Consider the following 20,627-nt stretch of genomic DNA (forward strand, 5'->3'; position numbering starts at 1 on the left):
ATGGGAGCGAAAGACGGATTCCTTAAATATAAAAGAGAGTTAGAAGATAATAGAGACCCTAAAGAAAGGGTTGGCGATTATAATGATATCCATCATCCGATTGCCCCTGAAAAACTGAACAACCAAGCTGCAAGATGCATGGATTGTGGTATTCCTTTTTGTCATCAAGGATGCCCACTAGGTAATGTAATCCCTGAATTCAATGATGCAGTTTACCGTAAAGAGTGGGGAGAAGCTTTTGATATCCTTAGAGGTACCAACAACTTCCCTGAATTTACGGGTAGAATCTGCCCTGCTCCTTGTGAGGCCAGCTGTGTGCTAGGTATCAACAAGGACCCTGTGGCCATTGAATTGATTGAGAAAAATATAGCAGAGAAAGCCTATGAACTGGGCCTAGCGATTCCAAAAGCGCCAGAAACCAGAACTGGTAAAAAAGTAGCCGTTATCGGTGCCGGTCCTGCGGGACTTGCCGCTACTGACCAATTGAACCAAGCAGGTCATGAGGTTACCTTATTCGAAAAAGACCAAAAAGTAGGTGGTCTACTTAGATATGGTATCCCTGATTTCAAAATGGAGAAATGGGTAATTGATCGCCGTGTCAAATTGATGGAAGACGAAGGGGTTATTTTTGCTACCGGAACTGAAATCGATACTACAAAAGCAGAAAGTATCCTCAAGGACTTTGATGCAGTAGTACTTTCCACTGGAGCTCAAGAACCTAGAGACCTTAAGATCAAAGGTAGAGAAGCCAAGGGAGTTCACTTCGCCATGGAATTCCTTGGAGAACAAAATAAAGTAGTTAGTGGAGAAAGGGATACTCCAAACCCAATTTCTGCTAAGGGCAAGCATGTCATCGTCATAGGTGGCGGTGATACAGGAAGTGACTGCATCGGTACTTCTAACCGTCACGGTGCTGCTTCCGTTACCCAGCTGGAATTGCTGCCTAAACCACCAAAGCAACGTGCTCACTTGAACCCTTGGCCAGAATGGCCAATGACCCTTAAAACTTCAAGTTCTCATGAAGAAGGCGCTGATAGGGTTTGGTCGGTATTGACCAAAGAGTTCACGAAAGACGAGCAAGGCCAAGTTACCGGTCTTACCTTGGTGGACATTGAATGGAAAGAGGAAAACGGTAGAATGCAGTTCTTTGAAATTGAAGGTACTGAGAGAACCGTTCCTTGTGACCTAGCTTTGTTGGCCATAGGTTACACCGGCCCTAAACAAAATGGTCTACTTGATGCATTCGGTGTAGAAGCAATGGAGAATTCACTTCCTAAATCAAAAGAATATCAAAGTACCAACCAGAAAGTTTTCTTAGCAGGTGATATGCGTAGAGGACAATCTCTAGTAGTATGGGCTATTTCTGAAGGTAGAGAATCAGCTGTAAAAGTGGATGAATTCTTAATGGGTAAATCTAACTTACCAAGAAAAGATCGTTCTTTCTTTGAGAACGTAGAAGACGCTGAATTCTGCGAATAGCAGTAGTTTAGTTTTATTTAACAAGTTTGTTAATTCGATGAAAACTCCCTGTCTCGGCAGGGAGTTTTTTTTCTTTTTGGAATACTACCCCATCCTATAGAACATGGATTTGGCGGAAATTAGGTGGCCACCGCTAAAGCAAACCTAATTAAAACCTCAAAACCCTTGGCAAACAAAAAAGGTGTAGCCTTAGACCACACCTTGAACCTTTTGTCTCCAAGCTATATCCTTAATGAATATTCAAAAGCCCCTTCAAACTTTTCAAGTCTTCGTATTGCTCTACCTCATAGAGCTGTGGAAGTTTGTGCATTTCCAGCCCCATATCTTTGGCTTCCTGAGTCAGTTCAACAATAAGACTATCTGATTTCCAATCGTTGTGATCAAACACCTTATCATGTACTTTTGTCATCCCCAATAGATAAATAGTCCCGTCATGCGCCGGCCCAACTACCAAATCCTGATAGCTCAATGCCTCAAAAGCCTCATCCAAAATATCATTGGAAAGCTCCATGGTGCCAGCCACCCGTATAAACAGTACCTTCTCATATCCCTTGCTCAGGACATCGACAAATGCCCGTTGCATCCGCTCTCCCAAAAGCCCTTTTCCTTGCAAACCAAGGTGATATTGGTCATTCAAGAGATAGCCTTCATCTACATTGTCAAGAAAATAGACAAACACATCCGCTGGATAATCCCTTACCAATTCGTGGGTATGATGGAGCAAATATTCATACACTTCCACCGCTTTTTCACTACCAATGACCTCGCCCAGTCGGGTCTTTACTTTTCCGGGCACAGGATTTTCCTGAAAAATAATAATTGCATGTTCATTCATGATCGTTCATGTTATACTTGGGTACACTTTCTAATTTAACTTTATCTACTCAAATCATTTGCCAAAACATAAAAAAAGAAGATCTAAAAAGATCTTCTTTGATAAATGAACCAAAATTTGTCAATAGACGCAAGAAATTATTTTTTTATTTATCAAGCACCATCTCCGCGCTTAGGTCTGTCCCCTCCTCGCTCACGCATCCGCTCTTGCATCTTCCTTTGCATCTCTTCCCACTTGGCAAATTGCTCTTCAGATAAAATTTCCTTCAATTTTGCTTGTTGAGCTTTCCTGTCTGCTATCATTTGCTCGCGGGCTGCTTCTCTTTCTTCCTTTTCTTGATTCCTCATTTCCATTCTTTTTTTGGAAGACTCCAAGAAAAGTGCATAAACTTCCTTCTTTTGCTCCTCACTGAGTTCTAGTTCCTTTTCCATATGACCAGCCACTCTCTCTGCCATTTTTTCTGGATCCATGTCACCGCGCTCTCTCCTTTGTTGCGCCTCTGATTGTAAAACTGTGGCAACCAAAATCGCCAATAAAAACATTATTCTTTTCATGTTATTAAGTTTTGTTTATACCCCTTTGACCATTTAACCCATCTAAGGTTTAAACTGCCAATAACATTTTAACAAAATTTAAAATTGCTCCATTGAAATGCCAAACCCCTATTTATTCTAATAGACAAAACTCAATATTTAAAGATTTCTTTCTGAAAAGACTTAATATTATCAATCAGTTTTAATTCTACTAGCACTGATTTATAACATCTAAGATCGAATCATTGTAAGAAAAACAAGTTTTCGATAATATGTCTATGTTTACTGTTACCATTAACAATAGTGGCGATCCCTGATGGTATCCACTAGCTAGCAGGAGTTAGTCTTCCGCTTTCTTTCGATTATCTAGTTGGACTATATGAAAGCTAAAAAAAATTAATGATGGGGGGTAATAAGCGAGATATCTACACCAAACAGATCTTCTATAGGAGGTTAATCTTTCACTACCCCTTTAACCTTTATTTTATTGGGATTTAAAAACCAGACCTTTTGGGTGCCAGCAACTTCATATTGGTCCAATTCACCCAGCTCATTCATTTCCAAAACACCTTCTGCAGAAGATTGATAAAAGAAATTGTCTTCTGCTGACTCAAAATGGATCTTGCTTACCCTCTCCGTACCTTCTACATAACTTACCTCGATCAACTTAATGGAACCTTCGGCCCCATCTTTTAATCGATGCACAAGTATATTTCCTTCTTCCGCCGTTTCATAGGCTGCCGCATTAGCCGCTTTATTGATGTCAGATTGGATGAAAATATCCAATTCCTTACGCCAAGCCTCTTTGTCCAGCACCACTTCTGATAATTGTTCCTCACCATTGATCATGCTGACTTTATCTATTTTCTGGCCGTCAAGCCTATCAATCTGCTCCTCTACAAAATCTTTAAGCGGAAAGTATTTATCAATTTGGGTAGGATTTGCCAAGGGCTGCTTTTCCCCTTCAGAACAGGAGAGCAGCAGCCCACTTAGCAATAGTATAGAAAATCGTTTTTTCAAGGTCAATTATTTTAGCAAAACATCTCCTGTCATATCTGAAGGAATGTCCACACCTATCATTTTTAGGATAGTAGGAGCCAAATCCCCTAGTTTACCATCCTTTACTTCCAGGCGATCTTTCTTATCAACCATGATACAAGGCACTAAGTTCGTTGTATGTGCAGTATTTGGTGAACCATCTTCATTGATCATCAGATCACTGTTACCGTGATCAGCAATCACAATGACCGAATAGTCATTTTTAAGCGCAGTACTAATCACGGAATTGGTGCACTCATCAACGGCTTCACAGGCCTTGACAGCAGCATCAAATACACCAGTATGCCCCACCATATCTGCATTGGCAAAGTTCAAACAGACAAAATCAGCCTCTTTCTTATCCAACTCAGTATTTATCTTCTTAGCAATTTCATGTGCGCTCATCTCTGGTTGCAGATCATAAGTGGCTACTTTTGGAGAGCTACAAAGGATCCTCGATTCACCATCAAACTCAGTCTCTCGACCTCCAGAGAAAAAGAAAGTTACGTGAGGATATTTTTCCGTTTCAGCAATACGGATTTGTTTCTTTCCATTTGCTGCCAGCACTTCTCCCAAGGTATTTTTCAGGTTGTCCTTCTCAAAAATAACATTGACCCCTTTAAAGGTCTCGTCATAATTGGTGAAGGTTACATAGTGAAGATTCAATTTCTTCATTTTATAATCTTCAAAGTTCTCCTGGGTCAACACCTGCGTGATTTCTCTACCTCTGTCTGTACGGAAATTAAAGCAGATCACCACATCTCCTTCTTCAATCCTCGCTATAGGTTCTCCTTTTTCATTTACATGAACTATTGGCCGGATAAACTCATCTGTTACCCCATTGGCATAGGATTTTCTGATGGATGAAAGAATATCCTTGGACTTTTCTCCTTCGCCCAATACCATGGCATCATAGGCCAACTTCACTCTTTCCCATCTCTTATCACGGTCCATGGCATAATAACGCCCTATCACTGAAGCAATCTTACCGGCTGAATTTTCACAGTGATTCTGTACTTGCTCCAAAAAGCCTAGGCCACTCTTCGGGTCAGTATCTCTACCATCCGTAAAAGCATGGATATAAGCAGCTTCAACGCCATTGGCTTTGGCAGCATCACAAAGTCCCAAAAGGTGTTTTACATGCGCATGAACTCCTCCATCTGAAACCAAGCCAATAAAGTGAACTTTTTTACCCGTTTCTTTTGCAACAGCAAAAGCTTCTTTCAACACTGGATTTTCATTCAAATCACCTTCTTCTACTGCCTTATTGATTTTTACCAGATCTTGATAGACAACTCTACCCGCACCGATATTCATATGGCCTACTTCAGAATTTCCCATTTGCCCCTCAGGCAAACCAACAGCTAAACCAGAAGCTTCTAATTTGGAATGTGGGTACTTTTCAAAAAGGCTGTCAATAAACGGTGTATTCGCTTTGTCTATAGCTGATACTTCAGGGTTGGTAGCCAAGCCCCAACCATCTAAAATCATTAATAAAACTTTTTTATCCATAAGGCAAATATAAAGATTTAAATGCAATGATAGGAAATTCCTCTGGCTTAAGCCATTTTTCTATTCGCTGATTTTAAAAGGATTTAAACAGCATTTTCTTCTATTTTTATCAAAAATTACCTTTTTTTGTTCACTTCAAACAGTTCACCAACCAATCATAAATTTTGGCTTAGAATTTGAGCTAAGATCAATAATGAAAAATCTGATTACGCATACCTTTTGTATTTTTATAATCGTCATATTGGCCGGCACCCAATTGAGCTGGGCGCAAAGTAGTGACTATGAAAAGACGATTAGCATTTCCTTAAAAGCAGGTTCAAGCAGGGATTTGTCTGACATGTTTGAGAATAGTGTTGAACTCAATATTAATGGAAATGAAGGGGACTATTCCAAAAACCAAGCAGAACTGATCCTTAAAGACTTTTTTAAAAAATTTCCCGCTGAAGATTTCTCCATCGTACATAGAGGAAAATCAGGCTCACAAATCCTATACTATATAGGAAGCTACCAAAGTGCACATGGCAACTTCAGGGTCTTGATCAAGTGCAAGGAAAAAAATGACAATATCTCGATTTATTCCATGGACTTTAATAGGGAATAAACATTTCCTCCAACCATCCTGAGCTTCTTTTTATCATCAAGATTGGGGCTAAAAAAGGCTGCTTTCCTTAATTTTCTTATTTTTACACCGTGAAAGAAAATTACTTAACTCAGGAAAATTTAGAGGCATTCATCCAATCCGCTTTTAAAGAAGATGTTGGAGAGGGGGATCACTCCACCTTGGCCTCTATCCCCAAAGGTCAAATGGGAAAGGCACAGTTAATCATCAAAGAAGATGGGATTATCGCCGGATTAAAACTGGCTGAAATGATCTTTCACTCTTATGACACTGACCTGGAGGTAAAACTTTTGATGGAAGATGGCCAAATAGCCAATAAAGGAGACATAGGCCTAACAGTGGCCGGAAAAGCAGCCTCCATCCTCACCACAGAACGCCTTGTACTGAACTGCATGCAACGCATGAGCGGTATTGCCACCAAAACCCATCAGCTCACCCAATTAATTTCTCATACAAAGGCCAAATTATTGGACACAAGGAAAACAACGCCTAACTTCAGGATGTTAGAAAAGTGGGCCGTAGCTATTGGGGGAGGAGAAAACCATCGTTTTGCTCTTTACGATATGGTCATGCTCAAGGATAACCATATTGATTTTGCAGGAGGCATTGCTGCTGCTATACAGGCTACCCAAAAATACTTAAAAGAAAACCTGCTTGATCTGAAAATTGAAGTGGAAACTAGGAATCTTAAGGAAGTAAAAGAGGTTTTAGCAGTAGGAGGGGTGGATGTCATCATGCTCGATAATATGAGCAATGAAGCCATGAAAGAAGCAGTAAGCCTTATTGATGGCAAGATGGCCACCGAAGCCTCTGGAGGAATTACCGAAGAATCGCTAAAAGGAGTCGCTGAGTGTGGCGTGGATTTTATTTCTGTTGGAGCCCTTACACATCATGTAAAAAGCTTAGACATCAGCCTAAAAGCCTATTGATTCCTTTTTTATAACGAAAAACTTATCGGCATAATCGATATATGGAAGCAAAAAATCACTTCATCCATTGTTTGGTCATTCATAAACCTGAAGAGGGCTACAGGCTTAGCCACCATATCCATCAGTCATGTGTAGAAGCCAAAACCATGGAGGTACTGCCTTCATGGGAAGAGGCTATCCATTATTTGGAGGCCGGAAATAGGGTGGACTTGATCTTGGGTAGCTATGAATTGATCGATTTGCATCCCTACGCATTTGAGAAGATGAATAAATTTATCCCAGTGATTTTTACTTCTTCCAAACCTTTTGTCACTGAAAAAGCTTTCTCCTTGAATTGCCTGGACTTTATCAATGACAACCCCTCTGATGAGCGCCTTGCAAAGTCCTTTGAAAAATTCAAATCACTTTACCGGGCAGATAACAAACTGCACTTTAGTAAACAAATATTGGGTGCCACAGGAGCTAACCACCAGAAATCAAGGTTTTTGGTGAAATCTGGCGAACAACTTTTTTATAAAAACCAAAACGACGTAGCATTCTTTCTTGCAGACAAAGGCCAAACCTATCTGATAGAAATGGGCTCCGGAAATCAATACCTGATCAATTATAAATTGATGGACCTGGAAGACCAACTTGACCCTGAGCAGTTTTTTAGGATCAACAGAGGGATCATTTTAAGTATAGAAGCGATAGGCACCATAAAAAAACATTTGAACAGCAGACTAAAAATCATCCCTAAAGTACCTTTTGAAGACGAACTAATCGTCAGCCGGGAAAAAGTAAGCAAATTTAAAAAATGGGTAAGCCAGTAAGCATCCTACTTACTGGCTTTTGTATTTTCCACAATTCATATTATTGATCTGCAAATTGTAATTTGACCAGATTGGCATAGAAACCACCCTCTTGAGTAGCCAAGACCTCATGGTTTCCTTCCTCTACTATTTCACCATCCTTCAACACATAAATCCTGTCCACCTTCCTAATGGTGGCCAACCTATGCGCAATAACAATGGTCGTCCTGTTCTTCATCAGTTCATCCAAAGCTGCCTGAACCAAAGCCTCAGACTCTGCATCCAATGAAGAGGTCGCCTCATCCAAAATCAAAATAGATGGGTCTTTTAATATGGCTCTTGCTATGGCTATCCTCTGCCTTTGGCCTCCTGAAAGCTTCACTCCCCGTTCACCCACAAGGGTATCCAGTCCCTCTGGAAACTTTCCTATAAACTGCCATGCATTTGCCTTTTTAGCAGCGTTAATGATTTCTTCTTCACTTGCATTTGGCTTTGCATAGGCAATATTCTCTCTAATACTCCCACCAAATAACAGAACCTCCTGGGGTACAATCCCAATATTTGAACGCAATTGTTTCAAGTTCCAATCCTTTATGGATTTTCCATCAATTTTGATCTCTCCAAAACGAATGGAATAAAACTTCATCAACAACTGAATAATGGTCGACTTACCCGCACCTGAATGGCCTGCCAAGGCAATTTTTTCTCCTGACCTGATCGAGAATTGAATGTCTTTCAATACCGCTGCGTCTGGACGGGTAGGATAATTGAAACTTACATTATTGAATTCCACATCCCCAGTAATACGAGCATCCTGATAATCTGCCAAAGACTCCTCAGGGGCTTCCTCCAAGATTTCAAGCACTCGCTCAGATGACCCAATAGCCTTTTGAACCTGACCATAAATATCTCCAAGCCCTGCAATAGAACCTCCAATGAAAGTCGTATAAAGTACAAATGAAACCAGATCTCCGATACTCATGGCTCCTGTGCTTACCATCATCGCACCATACCACATTACCGCCACGATACCTCCAAACAAAGCAAAGATGATAAAAGAGATAAACGCCCCTCTAAATCCTGCAGCTTTTAAGGCAACCTTCACCACCTTGTTCAATCCCTTTTCATACCTGGCAGACTCATAAGACTCCCCTGCAAAGGACTTTACCGTAGTAATCGACTGTAAGGTTTCTTCTACAATCACATTGGCATTGGCCAATTGATCCTGGGTTTCTTTAGATAACTTACGGATAAACTTCCCGAAGACCATAGCTATAATGACCAAAATAGGAAAAGTGGCCAACATAAACAAAGTCAACCTTGGCGTGGTGATAAAAAGAAAAACCGTACCTGCCAACAGCGTCACTATCTGACGGAACAATTCTGCAAGGGTAGTGGAAAAAGTGTCTTGTAATAAACTTACATCAGAAGTAATCCTACTGATCAGCTCCCCAGTCCTTCGCTTATCAAAGAAACTCATGGGCAAATTCACCAATCTACTATACAGCGATAAACGAATATCACGCATTGATTTTTCACTTACCTGGGCAAATAACCATACCCTAAAAAAGGAAAAAACACTTTGCACAAATAAAATCCCTATCAATACCAAAGCAATGATATTGATATCATTAAAAATCCATTCCTTACCTTGGGCCGTATCAATCAACTTACCCGCAACATAAGGAAATGCCAATAAGGTCAAACTGGAGAACAATAGGAAAAACAAGCCTGTAATAAATACGCCTTTATAAGGCAATACAAAGTTGAATATCCCTATCAGTTTGCGTAGGTTCTTCTTATTGAGCTTTCTTTTTTCGTGTTCTTCCAGCGCTTTTTTCTTCTTTGCCATAATTTGGTCGGGTGCTTATACATTTGCGGCTACAAATGTACATGATTTGGTTTACAATTGATAAAGTTCAGTAGATCAAAAGAAAATAGTATCCATAGGACGATTTCCTCATTAACCTACGCTCTAAGGTTTATTCTGGATGAACAACTTCCTTATTCTTTTGAATATTTTTTTCTCCTTTTCCCAAAAGAAATTAAACTGGCCAAACAGAAAGCCATAAAACAACAACATGATTTGATAAAGCGGCAAAACCAAAAGCAAATACAAAATGGTTTTCCAGACTCCACCTGACTCAGTATCCAATCCAAGCAAGTCAAATATCGGTCGCTTTATGAGTACTACTGAAAAACCGGTACAAGCAAATACCAACAGGACTAGCAGTACTTGCCATAGGCTTTTCAATTGCCATTTTTCTTGTAGTCGTCTTAAATAGCTTTGCTGACTCATAATTATATTATTCCCATCGAAATATTGGGTATTGCATATGTGCTGCTTCTTTCCATGGAGAATGTTCATAAACCCACCTTAATTGGGCCGCTCCATTATTGGCGAATGCGGCATCCTCGGATTTTTTCTTTTCCAAAGCAGCCCTAATCGCTGGGTTTTCCTTTAAGAATTTAGCCGCTAAATCTTCAAAAACATAGGCAGAGTAACCTTCCTTGGACTGGATAATGGTATCAAAATAGTTCCAAGCAAAAAAGCTATCTTCTGCTTCTGGCTCTAAAACCTCCATGATATAACCGTTGGCCTTCTGATCCATAGGTACAATCAAATCACCTGCCCTTAGTTTAACGGTTTTCTCTACTTTCTTCACCTTAATATTGGAATGCAGGTAATGCCCTTCATAAGGACTCGAGAGCGTTCCAAAATCTTCTATCATATACACTTGGACAGCCATGGTAGTGTCTGACTCCAATGCCTCCATGTTCACCTGATTACGTTTCAGGTTTGCAATCACTTTCTGCCATCCCTGAGGCACAATATAAGCTTTTGGCTTTTGGATCTTTTTGCTTGGTACAAAAGTGTCATAATACTCCACTTCCGTCTCAAATGGCTGGCTTCTATCATAGTACAACCTGGCCTGACCTGATATTTCACTGGCTCTATAGCCCGACTTGAATCCCAAAAATTCAATCTTTCTGGGGTTTTCCTTCAGCAATTGATAGTTAAAATCAAAAGTGTCTTGCTCCATTTCGGCCATTCTATCCGCCTCGACTGCCTGTACTATTTTTTTAGCATCCTTTTCTAATATAGTAAAATAGGATTGGAAAAGAGCGCACATGCTTTCTACTCTTTGCTTATAAGTCTTGAGCATATGCGCCTCAGGTACATAGCTGATCGTATGGAAAAGAGAGGTATAGCCACTACTGTATCTTGGTGAATCCTTAAATTGGTCCCAACCTTTTTCAGGAACATCTCCCCAGACATTCACATAGGGCACCAATGGAAAACCTCTTTGCTTCATCTCCTTATACAAACCGGGACTGAGGACTTCATGCATATATTTTCCTGCTTCACCGCCCAACATATTGTGTTGTGTCTCAATCAGGGTCATCACATGCTGGTAGTCCGCCCCATTACTGGTATGGTTATCCAAAAACACATGAGGAGAAAGCCAATGAAAAATCTCCTGAAAACTCGCTGAATTTTTTGTATCCGTTTTAATAAAATCCCTATTCAAATCATAGTTTTGGGCATTCCCTCTAAAACCATGTTCTTCAGGACCTTCCTGATTGACGCGGGTAGTGGAATTTCTATTGAGATGGCCGCCAATATTATAAACTGGAACCAAGGCCAACACCATATTATTGGACCATTTTTCCTTTTTTAGTAAAATATCCCTCAAATACATCATCGAAGCATCTATCCCCATTGGCTCACCAGGATGAATGCCATTATTAACAAAAATGACCAAGCGGTTTTCAGCCTTCCACCTTTCAGGGCTAAAGTCTTTCTTGGGATCATAAATCACCAAATGCAAAGGCTTTCCCGAATCAGTCGGCCCCATGGTTTTGATCTGCACGTCCTCAAAATCTTCAGCAAGCAACTGATAATATTCGATGATTTGAGCATATTCTGGCGTTTGGGTGCCCTTGGATCTTTCAAATTGAGTAATGTACTTATCCTGGCCAAAGGCAGGAGATACCAAGGCTACTATAGATAGCAATAGGCTAAATTTGTTCATACGGGTTGATTTGATTTTTCAATTTGGTCGCAAGATAAACAATCTGGAATGAAGCGGTAGTCCTAATTGGTCATTTGGGTAAGTACAAAGGTTTCATGTTCTCTAAAAAACCCTGGGTCCGAATAGTGTACAAAAAAAGCCATCCGCTTGGGCGGATGGCTTTCATTTTACCACTGAAACAACTCATCATTGAGTCGCTGCAAAGCTTCATTTTTGAATTTGGTATCTATCAGGATAGAAACATTGTTTCTGCTACCTCCATAGGAAACCATTCTTAATGGAAAATCCACCAAAGCATCCATTACTTCTTTGACCATGCCGGTGTTTTCAGCAATCATATTTCCCGCTACACAGATAATGGTTTGTCCATAGTCTACTTCCGTATTTCCAAATTTCTCCAATTCCATGATAATATCCTTCAAGTGGCTATCATCATCAATGGTCACAGATACGGCTACCTCCGAAGTGGTGATCATATCGATTGGCGTTTTGTACTTTTCAAAAATTTCAAACACCTTTCTCAAAAAGCCATAGGCCAACAGCATACGGCTGGATTTGATTTTCACTGCAATGATGCCATCTTTTGCTGCAATGGCCTTCACACCTTTTCCTGTTTCTTCCGCAGTAATCGTGGTACCTGCTGCCTCAGGCTGCATGGTATTCAATAATTTGACTGGGATATTGTAATTTTGAGCTGGCCAGATGGAAGCGGGATGAAGGATCTTAGCTCCGAAATAAGCCAATTCAGCAGCTTCATCAAATGATAGTTGCGCAATAGGACGAGTTTTGTCCACCACTCTAGGATCATTATTGTGCATCCCATCGATATCTGTCCAGATCTCTACCACATCAGCTTTAATAGCTGCACCGATTAGAGAAGCCGTATAATCACTTCCTCCTCTTTTGAGGTTGTCCACCTCATTTCTATGGTTTTTACAGATATATCCTTGCGTCACAAAAATTGCATCCTTTTCATAGTTTTTAAGAATGCTTTTCAACCTATCACTGATCTTACCGAGCTCAGGTTCATGGTTTTCATCTATACTCATAAACTCCAGTGCAGGCAAGAAGATCGCCGGAATATCTTTCTCTTCTAAAAGGGTGTAGAATAGCTTGGTGGACAAAAGCTCACCTTGGGCCAGTATATCCCTGTTGATGGCTTCATTAAAAGAAATTTTGAGGATAATATTTAAAAACTCAAAATGCTCTTTAATGATTTTCTCTGCTTTTTTCTGTCCAGCTTCCGTTTCTAGGAGCTGTTTATAAAACTCCAAGTAATGTGCATGCAAAGCGTCTATACGCTCCTTTGCTAAATCCTTATTTCCCTCTGCCAGTGCATCACCAATACCCACCAAGGCATTAGTTGTACCTGAAAGGGCTGACAAAACGACAATTTTCCTTTCATTGGTTCTGGTAATCAGGTCTTTTACCTGATGCATTCTTTCGGGTTTACCTACAGAGGTCCCCCCAAACTTCATGATTCTCATAGGATCTGTTGATGTATGTTAATGGTTTGTTTTGTTCTTGTAAATTTAGAAACCTAGCATTTTAATGGCCGTAATAGCGGCCTCATCACCTTTGTTTCCATGCTTTCCGCCAGCCCTGTCCAAGGCTTGCTGGTGGGTATTCGGTGTCAAGACCCCAAAGATCACGGGTTTATTAAACTTCAATCCAACATTAGTGATTCCATGGGCCACCGCATCACAGATGAAATCAAAATGCTTGGTTTCTCCTTGGATCACACAGCCCAAGCAGATCACCGCATCAATTTCCTCCACCTCTGCCAACCACTGTGCGCCCAGTGTCAGCTCAAAAGAACCAGGAACATTCTTTCTATAGATATTTTCTTTTTTGGCACCATGAGATCTCAAAGTCTCTATTGCGCCTTCGTATAGTGACTCGGTTACCTCCTCGTTCCATTCAGAAACGACGATCCCAAATCTTTTATCGCTGATGTCTTGAATATTTTTGCCTGAATGTTGGCTTAAGTTTTTAAGTGAAGTTGCCATCTTTATTTTATTAAGCTGTTTTCTTTTGGTATAAACACAAAAAAAGTAAGACCTTTTGGGCCTTACTCTTCAATATGCTGTAATTCTATAGGCATTAATTCGAAGCAAGACCCTCTAAACGAGCCTTGTGCTTTCGTGCCAATGTGTATTCGTATGAATCCGGGTAATTGTTTTCAATTTTCCCATAAGCACTTATTGCCTTTTCAAGCTGGCCTGCTGCTTCGTAAGCAATGGCCAATTTGTTCAAGTAAATAGGTGTAAAGAACTTATTTTCTTTGTAAGCAGCAGCTTTTTCGTATGCAGTGATCGCACTGTTAATATTGTCCAACTCGATATAAGCATCTCCCAATAGTGCATAAGCTTTCGCCTGCACAAAGAAATCTTCAGATGAAAAATCTTCCAAATGATCAACGGCCTTTTGGAACTCTCCATTTTGAAGGTAGATAGAGCCGGTATAGAAATGTGCCAAATTAGCAGCATTGGTACCACTGTACTCATCTATGATTTTCAAGAAACCATCATTCACCCCGTCACCGTTAAGTGCGTAGTCCAAGCTGTCCTGCTCAAAATAATAAACTGCCTGGAACATCTCTCCTTGAGCTTTCTTGTCTTTATTGGCAGTGTTAAACTGGAAATACAAAATGCCTGCGATCGCGATGATCCCTACGATAAGTATTCCTCCTACCAATCGGGAATTCTTTTTCAAGAAAACCTCTCCCCTACCTAAACTTTCAGCAATCGCTTCTGGGTTTTCAAGTAGCTCATTATGTTCTTCTTGAGCTGCCCCCTTTTTTATCTCTTTCTTAACCATTATTATAAAATTTCAGTCGCAAATATAACGGTTTTAGTTTATTCGCAAACTATCATAAAAAAAGTCAGCCAAATGAATCAAATAATTCATACTGAAGGCTGACTTTTTATTTATACCATAGTTTATTCCATTACAAAAGGATAGTCCTCTTGCATATAAACATCTTCGAATGCTTTTTGTCCGTCAGGCCATGGCGACTCTTCAGCAAATTTAACAGCATCAGCCACTTGCTTCTTCACCCTTGCATCTATTTCTTTGATTTCCTCATCAGACAAAATGGAATTATCAATGATGGTCTTTTTAACCTGTTCAACTGGATCCTTTGCCTTATATGATTCCACTTCTTCACGGGTTCTGTATTTCTGCGGATCGGACATTGAATGCCCCTTATATCTATAAGTTCTAAATTCCAATAGGGTAGGGCCATCTCCTTTTCTTGCTCTTTCAGCTGCCTCAGAAACGGCCTCATGGACAGCTTCTACATTCATGCCATCAACAGCAAAAGAAGGCATATCATAAGATTCACCAATGGTAGAAAGATCATCTACGTTTGAAGAACGCTTCACAGAAGTCCCCATGGCATAACCATTGTTTTCAATTACAAAGATCACCGGAGTCTTATAAAGCATGGCCAAGTTAAAAGCCTCATGAACGGCACCTTGTCTAACGGCACCATCCCCCATATGACAAATACATAGGTTCTTGGTTCCTTTGTATTTTTCGGCAAATCCGATTCCAAGTCCCATAGGCACTTGGGCACCCACGATACCATGACCTCCCATAAAGTTTCTTTCTTTATCGAAGATGTGCATAGAACCGCCCTTACCTTTGGTAGTACCAGTAGCCTTACCAAATAGCTCGGCCATTACTGCTCCTGGGTCAGTACCCAATCCTAGTGGATGAGCATGATCACGGTAAGCAGTAATCCACTTATCGTCTTTTTCTAGGGCTGTGATCGCACCGGCAGCACAAGCTTCCTGTCCTATATATAAGTGACAAAAACCTCTGATTTTTTGTTGGCCGTACAATTGACCAGCCTTTTCTTCAAACCTCCTCATGAGCAACATGCTCTCATACCAATAAGCATAGGTATCTTTGGAGTATTTTACTTTGGATTTAGTGGTTGTCGAACTCTTTTTCGCCATATCGTTATTTATAAAATATGCATTTTTCGGGGCTCAAATATAAATAAGTATTCATTGATTAGCAAAGTCTTTTACGATTCTGAAAAAGGAAATAGGGAATTTAGGGCCTGTTTTCAATATCACTCCCTTGAAAGGCATATAAGTGTTGATCACATGAGTCCTATAAGTGTCCTAAGATTCAGGCTAGTCCCCCTTCTTTTGCATAAAATCGGGAAAACCACTTTCTGTCCAGCCAATAACCCTGGCTCTGGTGGCCCTATTAGGGTCTTGCAATTCCTGCCCCTGAATCTCTTTATAATCCCGTGCATGGTATATCATGACTACAGATTCTCCATCTTCCGCTGTGGTAAAGGAATTATGCCCCGGGCCATACCTGTCTACATCTTCATTTGAATAAAATACCGGTCCGGGAGATTTGTGCCAGTTATTGATATTCAATAGATCGGCATCCTCGTCAATCCATAGCAGCCCCATGCAATAATTATCATTGGTGGCACTTGCCGAATATGTCACAAAGATTTTTCCGTTTCTTTTAATGACTGCAGGGCCTTCATTGACATTATATTTCACTCTTTCCCAATCAAACTCCGGTTCAGTCAAAACCACCTCAGGGCCTTTTAAAGTAGTAGGATCCTGCATTTCGGACATCACCAAGCCCGTACCATGTTGACCGCCACGAACATTTTGTGCCCAAATCATATAGCGTTTGCCTTTATGCTCAAAGCTGGTAGCGTCCAGTGAAAATGAATCTATATCAGTCATGATCTTTCCTTCTTCTTTCCACTCACCCTTTGTAGGATCCTCAGAAGAATTGGACAGGGCCCACATCCTGATATTCCAGATATTCTCGGCTTCTCCTGCGGCAAAATAGATATACCATTTGCCATCTATCTTGTGCAATTCTGGCGCCCAAATATGATGGCCCATAACACCTTTTTCATGCTTCCGCCAAACTACTTTTTCTTCTGCATCTTTTAAGCCATTGATGGTTTTGGCCTTTCGAATGACAATGCGGTCATACTCAGGTACAGTCGCAATCAAAAAATAAGTACCATCACCTGTTTTATATACCCAAGGATCGGCACGTTGCTCAGCAATGGGATTGTTAAAGCTTACTTCCTGAGAGAATAGAGGAATGGAAATTACCAAAGTCAGTAAAATGCTCAAGCATATCTTCTGTAAATACTTCATGGGGTTATTTTGTTTATCAATGTAAATCTAACGATCTGTAAGATCAGATGTAAATTTAGTGTATTTTTGACATTTAAAAAGCTTTTCAATACAAATCCTCCTCTAAAAGTGCCAGACGACACAAACTTATTTTCATCTTCAGGACATAAAAAATACAATTCATAAGTTTCCCTTTAAAAAAACCGCCTTCTCCTTACATTTGTATATTCAACCAAATCAAGTCATCTCTATATATGCACCTCAAAAGCCTTCAGTTGATTCAGTTCAAGAACTACCAAAAGGCGAAAGTGACTTTTTCTGAGGAAATCAATTGTTTTCTGGGTATCAATGGCAGTGGCAAAACCAACCTACTGGACGCTATCCATTACCTCTGCCTGACAAAAAGCGCCTTCAATGCCGTGGACGCCCAAAACATCCAGCATGAGCAAGGCTTTTTCTCCATGAAAGGGGCATTCGAAAAAGCCGGAAAACCCATAGAAATCCAGTGTATATTGGAAGCAAAAAAGAAAAAGCAAATCCTTAATAATGGCAAGGCTTATGACAAAATGAGTGAGCACATAGGATTGCTACCAGTGGTCTTGATTGCTCCTGATGATACGGCATTGATCAAGGAGGGGAGTGAGGAAAGGAGAAAATTCTTTGACAGCATGCTTTCCCAACTGGACAGAAACTACCTTGTCAAATTGGTTCGCTACCAGCATTTTTTAAGGCAAAGAAATGCCCTGATCAAACAGCTGTCAGAGCAGAGCAGCTGGGACAAGAACATCCTGGAGCCTTATGATTTAGAACTGATCAATTTATCCCAACGGATTTACGAGGAGCGCAAAGCCTTTATCCGGCGCTTCAAACCCCTATTGCTGCATCATTATGCAGAAATTTCAGGCCAACGTGAAGCAGTGGAGATTCGCTATGAAAGCCAATGTGCTAAAGACGATTTTGAGGGTCATTATTATAATAGTCTCCAAAAGGATTTGATCTTAAGACGAACGAATGTTGGAGTTCACAAAGATGATTTTGTGTTTGAAATCGATAGCTATCCCTTAAAAAAATTCGGCTCACAAGGACAGCAAAAATCCTTTCTGATAGCACTTAAATTAGCACAGTTTCAGGTATTCAAGGAAGAAACAGAAACCAAACCAATCCTTCTTCTGGACGATATTTTTGACAAACTTGATGATTATCGAATTGCCAAAATGATGGAACTAGTCGCCAATCATGAATTTGGCCAACTCTTTATTACTGACGCCAGACCAGAAAGAACCAAAAATATCCTCAAGAATATCGATGCTAACGTTGCCTATTTTGATATTGAAAAGGGAAACATCGAAAATAAGACAAAAGACTTTTAACCTTCACTTTGTATCCAACATTTTACGCCCTATATCTAGGTTGTCGCGACAGCTTTGCTGTGCGACGGTAAAATCTGAGCTTTTAGCTCTTTTCTCAGTCTATCCACAGCACAACAGCCCTATGAAATAAGGGGTAAAACTCAAGAATAAAGACCTTAGACCTATCTTATGTCTTACTTCTAGCGTCTAAATCTAACCTGCTATTTACCAAAACCAACCGGATTCAAATTATTCATGTTTCTTAAAATCCATGCTTGTCGCTTATAGTTATAGGCAGTAGGTCTAGCGGGGGACCAACGTAAGGGATTGGGCAAAACGGCTGCGATCATCGCAGCCTCATTTCTGCTGAGATCGGCTGCTGATTTCTGGTAATAGGCTTGGGCGGCAGCTTCTACACCATAAATCCCATCTCCCATTTCTATGACATTTAGGTAGACTTCCAGGATTCTCTCTTTGGACCAAATCAATTCTATCAATACCGTAAAATAAGCCTCTAAGCCCTTTCTCAGGTAATTTCTTCCAGGCCATAAAAACACATTTTTTGCCGTTTGATTAGAAATGGTGCTTCCTCCGCGAAGGCGCTTCCCGGCTTCATTTTCCTCCAAAGCTTCTTTTATGGCCTCCATATCAAAACCATGATGTTCTAAAAACTTCTGATCTTCTGAAGCCACTACCGCTTGGGGCATATGCCTGGAAATCACCTCCATGGGCACCCAAGTCTTCTCAAGCTTAACTTCCCTTTTTTCATCTTGGGACTGCTCAAACACCCTGATAAGCATCAGGGGAGTAATATAAATCGGGACAAAGCGATATACCACGGTAAGACCTATGGACAGGACAAAGAACCAAATAATGATCTTAGCTAAAAATCGAAATAATTTTCTCATACCATTTTGAACAATCCAAACGAATTTAAGCCAAAAGTCAAATTTCCAAAAAAGTTATTGGCCCAAAAACGAAAAGACTAATGCCCAAGGGCATTAGTTCTCATCTTCTTCCTCAAGGTTTTCAAACTGCGAAAGATCGTAGGTCTCCGCAGCTAAATAGTGAGGGTAAATTCTCAAATGTTGTTGTTTTACCTCTTCGGTCAGCGCCTTTCTGAATCCTTCAATATTACTTCCGTCTTGGGCTGCCATAAATACCGGTTCAATACCCGTCTTTTTCATATAAACTTTCTTGAGTTTGTCCAGATCAAGGAAATTGGCTTCCTCCACTTCCAGCTCAGTCATATGCATCAACTCTTCCTCTGAAGGCATTTTCGGAACTAAATCCACTTTGTTGAAAACCAGCAAAACGGGCTTGTCACCAGCTCCCAGTTCATTAAGCGTTTGATTGACCACTGCAATATGATCTTCAAAACTCGGATGGGAAATATCTACTACATGCACCAATACATCCGCCTCTTTGATTTCCATCAAGGTAGATTTAAAGGATTCAATAAGGTGAGTAGGAAGCTTACGGATAAAACCTACTGTATCTGAAAGCAAAAATGGAATTTGATCCAAAACGACTTTTCTTACAGTGGAATCCACTGTGGCAAAGAGTTTATTTTCCGCCAAAACCTCAGACTTCGTGACCAAGTTCATCAGGGTACTTTTTCCCACGTTAGTATATCCTACCAAAGCTACACGAACGATTCCCTTTCTGCCTTTTCGCTGGGTCTCTCCTTGTTTCTCGATTTTCTTCAACTTTTCTTTGAGTTGTGTAATCTGGTTACGTATCATCCTCTTATCGGTCTCGATCTCTTTCTCACCGGCACCGCCACGAGTAGCAGTCCCCCCTCGCTGACGTTCCAAGTGTGTCCACATCCTGGTCAGTCTCGGCAATAAGTACTGGAACCTTGCCAATTCCACTTGGGTTTTCGCTTGGGCAGTTTGGGCCCTATTAAGGAATATATCCAAGATCAACAAGGAACGGTCATACACCTTTACCTTAAGCTCATTTTCCAGGTTTCTCATTTGGGATGGAGAAAGGTCATCATCAAAAATCACCATGTCCACCTCGAAGTGCTTAATATAAGCCTGTATTTCCTCCAGCTTGCCCGATCCCACAAAACTCCTGACATCTGGCTTCTCCAATCGCTGTGTAAAGCGATAAACCTCCTTGGCACCCAATGTCTCTGTCAAAAAGGCCAACTCATCCAAATGTTCTTCTACCTCATGTTCTGATTGATTTTGCCTGATCAAGGCCACCAATACGGCCGTTTCCTCCACGGGAGCGGTTTCAATCAGTTTTTTTAATTTTCTTGTATATTTACTCATTCAGAATGCTTATTTCTGTGCTGCAATTTTAGCTATAATAATTTAACATTTACACGAACCATTTAAAAGAAATAGGCTTTAAAATAGT

General features: G+C 40.5%; 19 protein-coding genes. 5 read left to right on the forward strand and 14 right to left on the reverse strand.

Features of this window, described 5'->3' with window-relative positions:
* Complete coding sequence (locus KZP23_RS05195; protein ID WP_226335041.1) at window positions 1-1,479, forward strand: glutamate synthase subunit beta; 1,479 nt, start codon at window positions 1-3, stop codon at window positions 1,477-1,479.
* Window positions 1,480-1,708: 229 nt separating this feature from the next.
* Here KZP23_RS05195 and KZP23_RS05200 read toward each other — a convergent pair whose 3' ends face one another.
* From KZP23_RS05200 to gpmI, 4 genes are all read right to left on the reverse strand, one after another.
* Complete coding sequence (locus tag KZP23_RS05200; protein WP_226335042.1) at window positions 1,709-2,314, reverse strand: TIGR04282 family arsenosugar biosynthesis glycosyltransferase; 606 nt, start codon at window positions 2,312-2,314, stop codon at window positions 1,709-1,711.
* 152 nt (window positions 2,315-2,466) lie between these two features.
* Window positions 2,467-2,868, reverse strand: a complete 402-nt coding sequence (locus KZP23_RS05205; protein WP_226335043.1) for a DUF4890 domain-containing protein — start codon at window positions 2,866-2,868, stop codon at window positions 2,467-2,469.
* Window positions 2,869-3,300: 432 nt separating this feature from the next.
* A complete protein-coding gene (locus KZP23_RS05210; protein WP_226335044.1) occupies window positions 3,301-3,867 on the reverse strand; it encodes a hypothetical protein in 567 nt (188 codons plus the stop codon).
* Between the two features lie 6 nt (window positions 3,868-3,873).
* Entirely contained in the window at window positions 3,874-5,397 is a 1,524-nt protein-coding gene (gpmI, locus tag KZP23_RS05215; RefSeq protein ID WP_226335045.1) for a 2,3-bisphosphoglycerate-independent phosphoglycerate mutase, read from the reverse strand.
* 193 nt (window positions 5,398-5,590) lie between these two features.
* Here gpmI and KZP23_RS05220 point away from each other — a divergent pair, with 193 nt between their 5' ends.
* From KZP23_RS05220 to KZP23_RS05230, 3 genes are all read left to right on the forward strand, one after another.
* The gene (locus KZP23_RS05220) at window positions 5,591-5,998 is read left to right on the forward strand and encodes a DUF4783 domain-containing protein (protein ID WP_226335046.1); all 408 of its coding nucleotides are present in this window, start codon (window positions 5,591-5,593) and stop codon (window positions 5,996-5,998) included.
* A gap of 89 nt (window positions 5,999-6,087) precedes the next feature.
* The gene (nadC, locus tag KZP23_RS05225) at window positions 6,088-6,945 is read left to right on the forward strand and encodes a carboxylating nicotinate-nucleotide diphosphorylase (RefSeq protein ID WP_226335047.1); all 858 of its coding nucleotides are present in this window, start codon (window positions 6,088-6,090) and stop codon (window positions 6,943-6,945) included.
* A 41-nt stretch (window positions 6,946-6,986) separates the two neighbouring features.
* Window positions 6,987-7,757, forward strand: coding sequence for a LytR/AlgR family response regulator transcription factor (locus KZP23_RS05230; protein WP_226335048.1), 771 nt, complete (start codon window positions 6,987-6,989; stop codon window positions 7,755-7,757).
* Between the two features lie 40 nt (window positions 7,758-7,797).
* Here KZP23_RS05230 and KZP23_RS05235 read toward each other — a convergent pair whose 3' ends face one another.
* From KZP23_RS05235 to KZP23_RS05270, 8 genes are all read right to left on the reverse strand, one after another.
* A complete protein-coding gene (locus tag KZP23_RS05235; RefSeq protein ID WP_226335049.1) occupies window positions 7,798-9,588 on the reverse strand; it encodes an ABC transporter ATP-binding protein in 1,791 nt (596 codons plus the stop codon).
* A 123-nt stretch (window positions 9,589-9,711) separates the two neighbouring features.
* On the reverse strand, window positions 9,712-10,035 hold the full coding sequence (locus KZP23_RS05240) for a DUF6787 family protein (protein WP_186757349.1): 324 nt from the start codon (window positions 10,033-10,035) through the stop codon (window positions 9,712-9,714).
* 7 nt (window positions 10,036-10,042) lie between these two features.
* Window positions 10,043-11,773: a M14 family metallopeptidase gene (locus KZP23_RS05245; RefSeq protein WP_226335050.1), complete on the reverse strand. Its 1,731-nt coding sequence runs from the start codon at window positions 11,771-11,773 to the stop codon at window positions 10,043-10,045.
* A 167-nt stretch (window positions 11,774-11,940) separates the two neighbouring features.
* Window positions 11,941-13,260 carry an aspartate kinase gene (locus tag KZP23_RS05250; protein ID WP_226335051.1) on the reverse strand — a complete coding sequence of 440 codons (1,320 nt, stop codon included), beginning with the start codon at window positions 13,258-13,260 and terminating at the stop codon, window positions 11,941-11,943.
* A 45-nt stretch (window positions 13,261-13,305) separates the two neighbouring features.
* A complete protein-coding gene (gene ribH, locus KZP23_RS05255) occupies window positions 13,306-13,782 on the reverse strand; it encodes a 6,7-dimethyl-8-ribityllumazine synthase (RefSeq protein ID WP_186757346.1) in 477 nt (158 codons plus the stop codon).
* A gap of 94 nt (window positions 13,783-13,876) precedes the next feature.
* Window positions 13,877-14,593: a tetratricopeptide repeat protein gene (locus tag KZP23_RS05260; RefSeq protein ID WP_226335052.1), complete on the reverse strand. Its 717-nt coding sequence runs from the start codon at window positions 14,591-14,593 to the stop codon at window positions 13,877-13,879.
* 122 nt (window positions 14,594-14,715) lie between these two features.
* On the reverse strand, window positions 14,716-15,738 hold the full coding sequence (pdhA, locus tag KZP23_RS05265) for a pyruvate dehydrogenase (acetyl-transferring) E1 component subunit alpha (protein WP_226335053.1): 1,023 nt from the start codon (window positions 15,736-15,738) through the stop codon (window positions 14,716-14,718).
* 183 nt (window positions 15,739-15,921) lie between these two features.
* The gene (locus KZP23_RS05270; RefSeq protein ID WP_226335054.1) at window positions 15,922-16,929 is read right to left on the reverse strand and encodes a glycoside hydrolase family 43 protein; all 1,008 of its coding nucleotides are present in this window, start codon (window positions 16,927-16,929) and stop codon (window positions 15,922-15,924) included.
* Between the two features lie 233 nt (window positions 16,930-17,162).
* On the opposite strand from KZP23_RS05270, the gene recF reads away from it, so the two are divergent.
* Complete coding sequence (recF, locus tag KZP23_RS05275) at window positions 17,163-18,278, forward strand: DNA replication/repair protein RecF (RefSeq protein ID WP_226335055.1); 1,116 nt, start codon at window positions 17,163-17,165, stop codon at window positions 18,276-18,278.
* A 200-nt stretch (window positions 18,279-18,478) separates the two neighbouring features.
* On the opposite strand, the gene mtgA is transcribed toward recF, so the two are convergent.
* Entirely contained in the window at window positions 18,479-19,165 is a 687-nt protein-coding gene (gene mtgA, locus KZP23_RS05280) for a monofunctional biosynthetic peptidoglycan transglycosylase (protein ID WP_226335056.1), read from the reverse strand.
* Window positions 19,166-19,258: 93 nt separating this feature from the next.
* Window positions 19,259-20,539, reverse strand: coding sequence for a GTPase HflX (hflX, locus tag KZP23_RS05285; protein WP_226335057.1), 1,281 nt, complete (start codon window positions 20,537-20,539; stop codon window positions 19,259-19,261).
* Window positions 20,540-20,627: the final 88 nt, after the last annotated feature.

The sequence above is a fragment of the Echinicola marina genome, assembly GCF_020463795.1.
GTDB classification, from domain to species: domain Bacteria; phylum Bacteroidota; class Bacteroidia; order Cytophagales; family Cyclobacteriaceae; genus Echinicola; species Echinicola marina.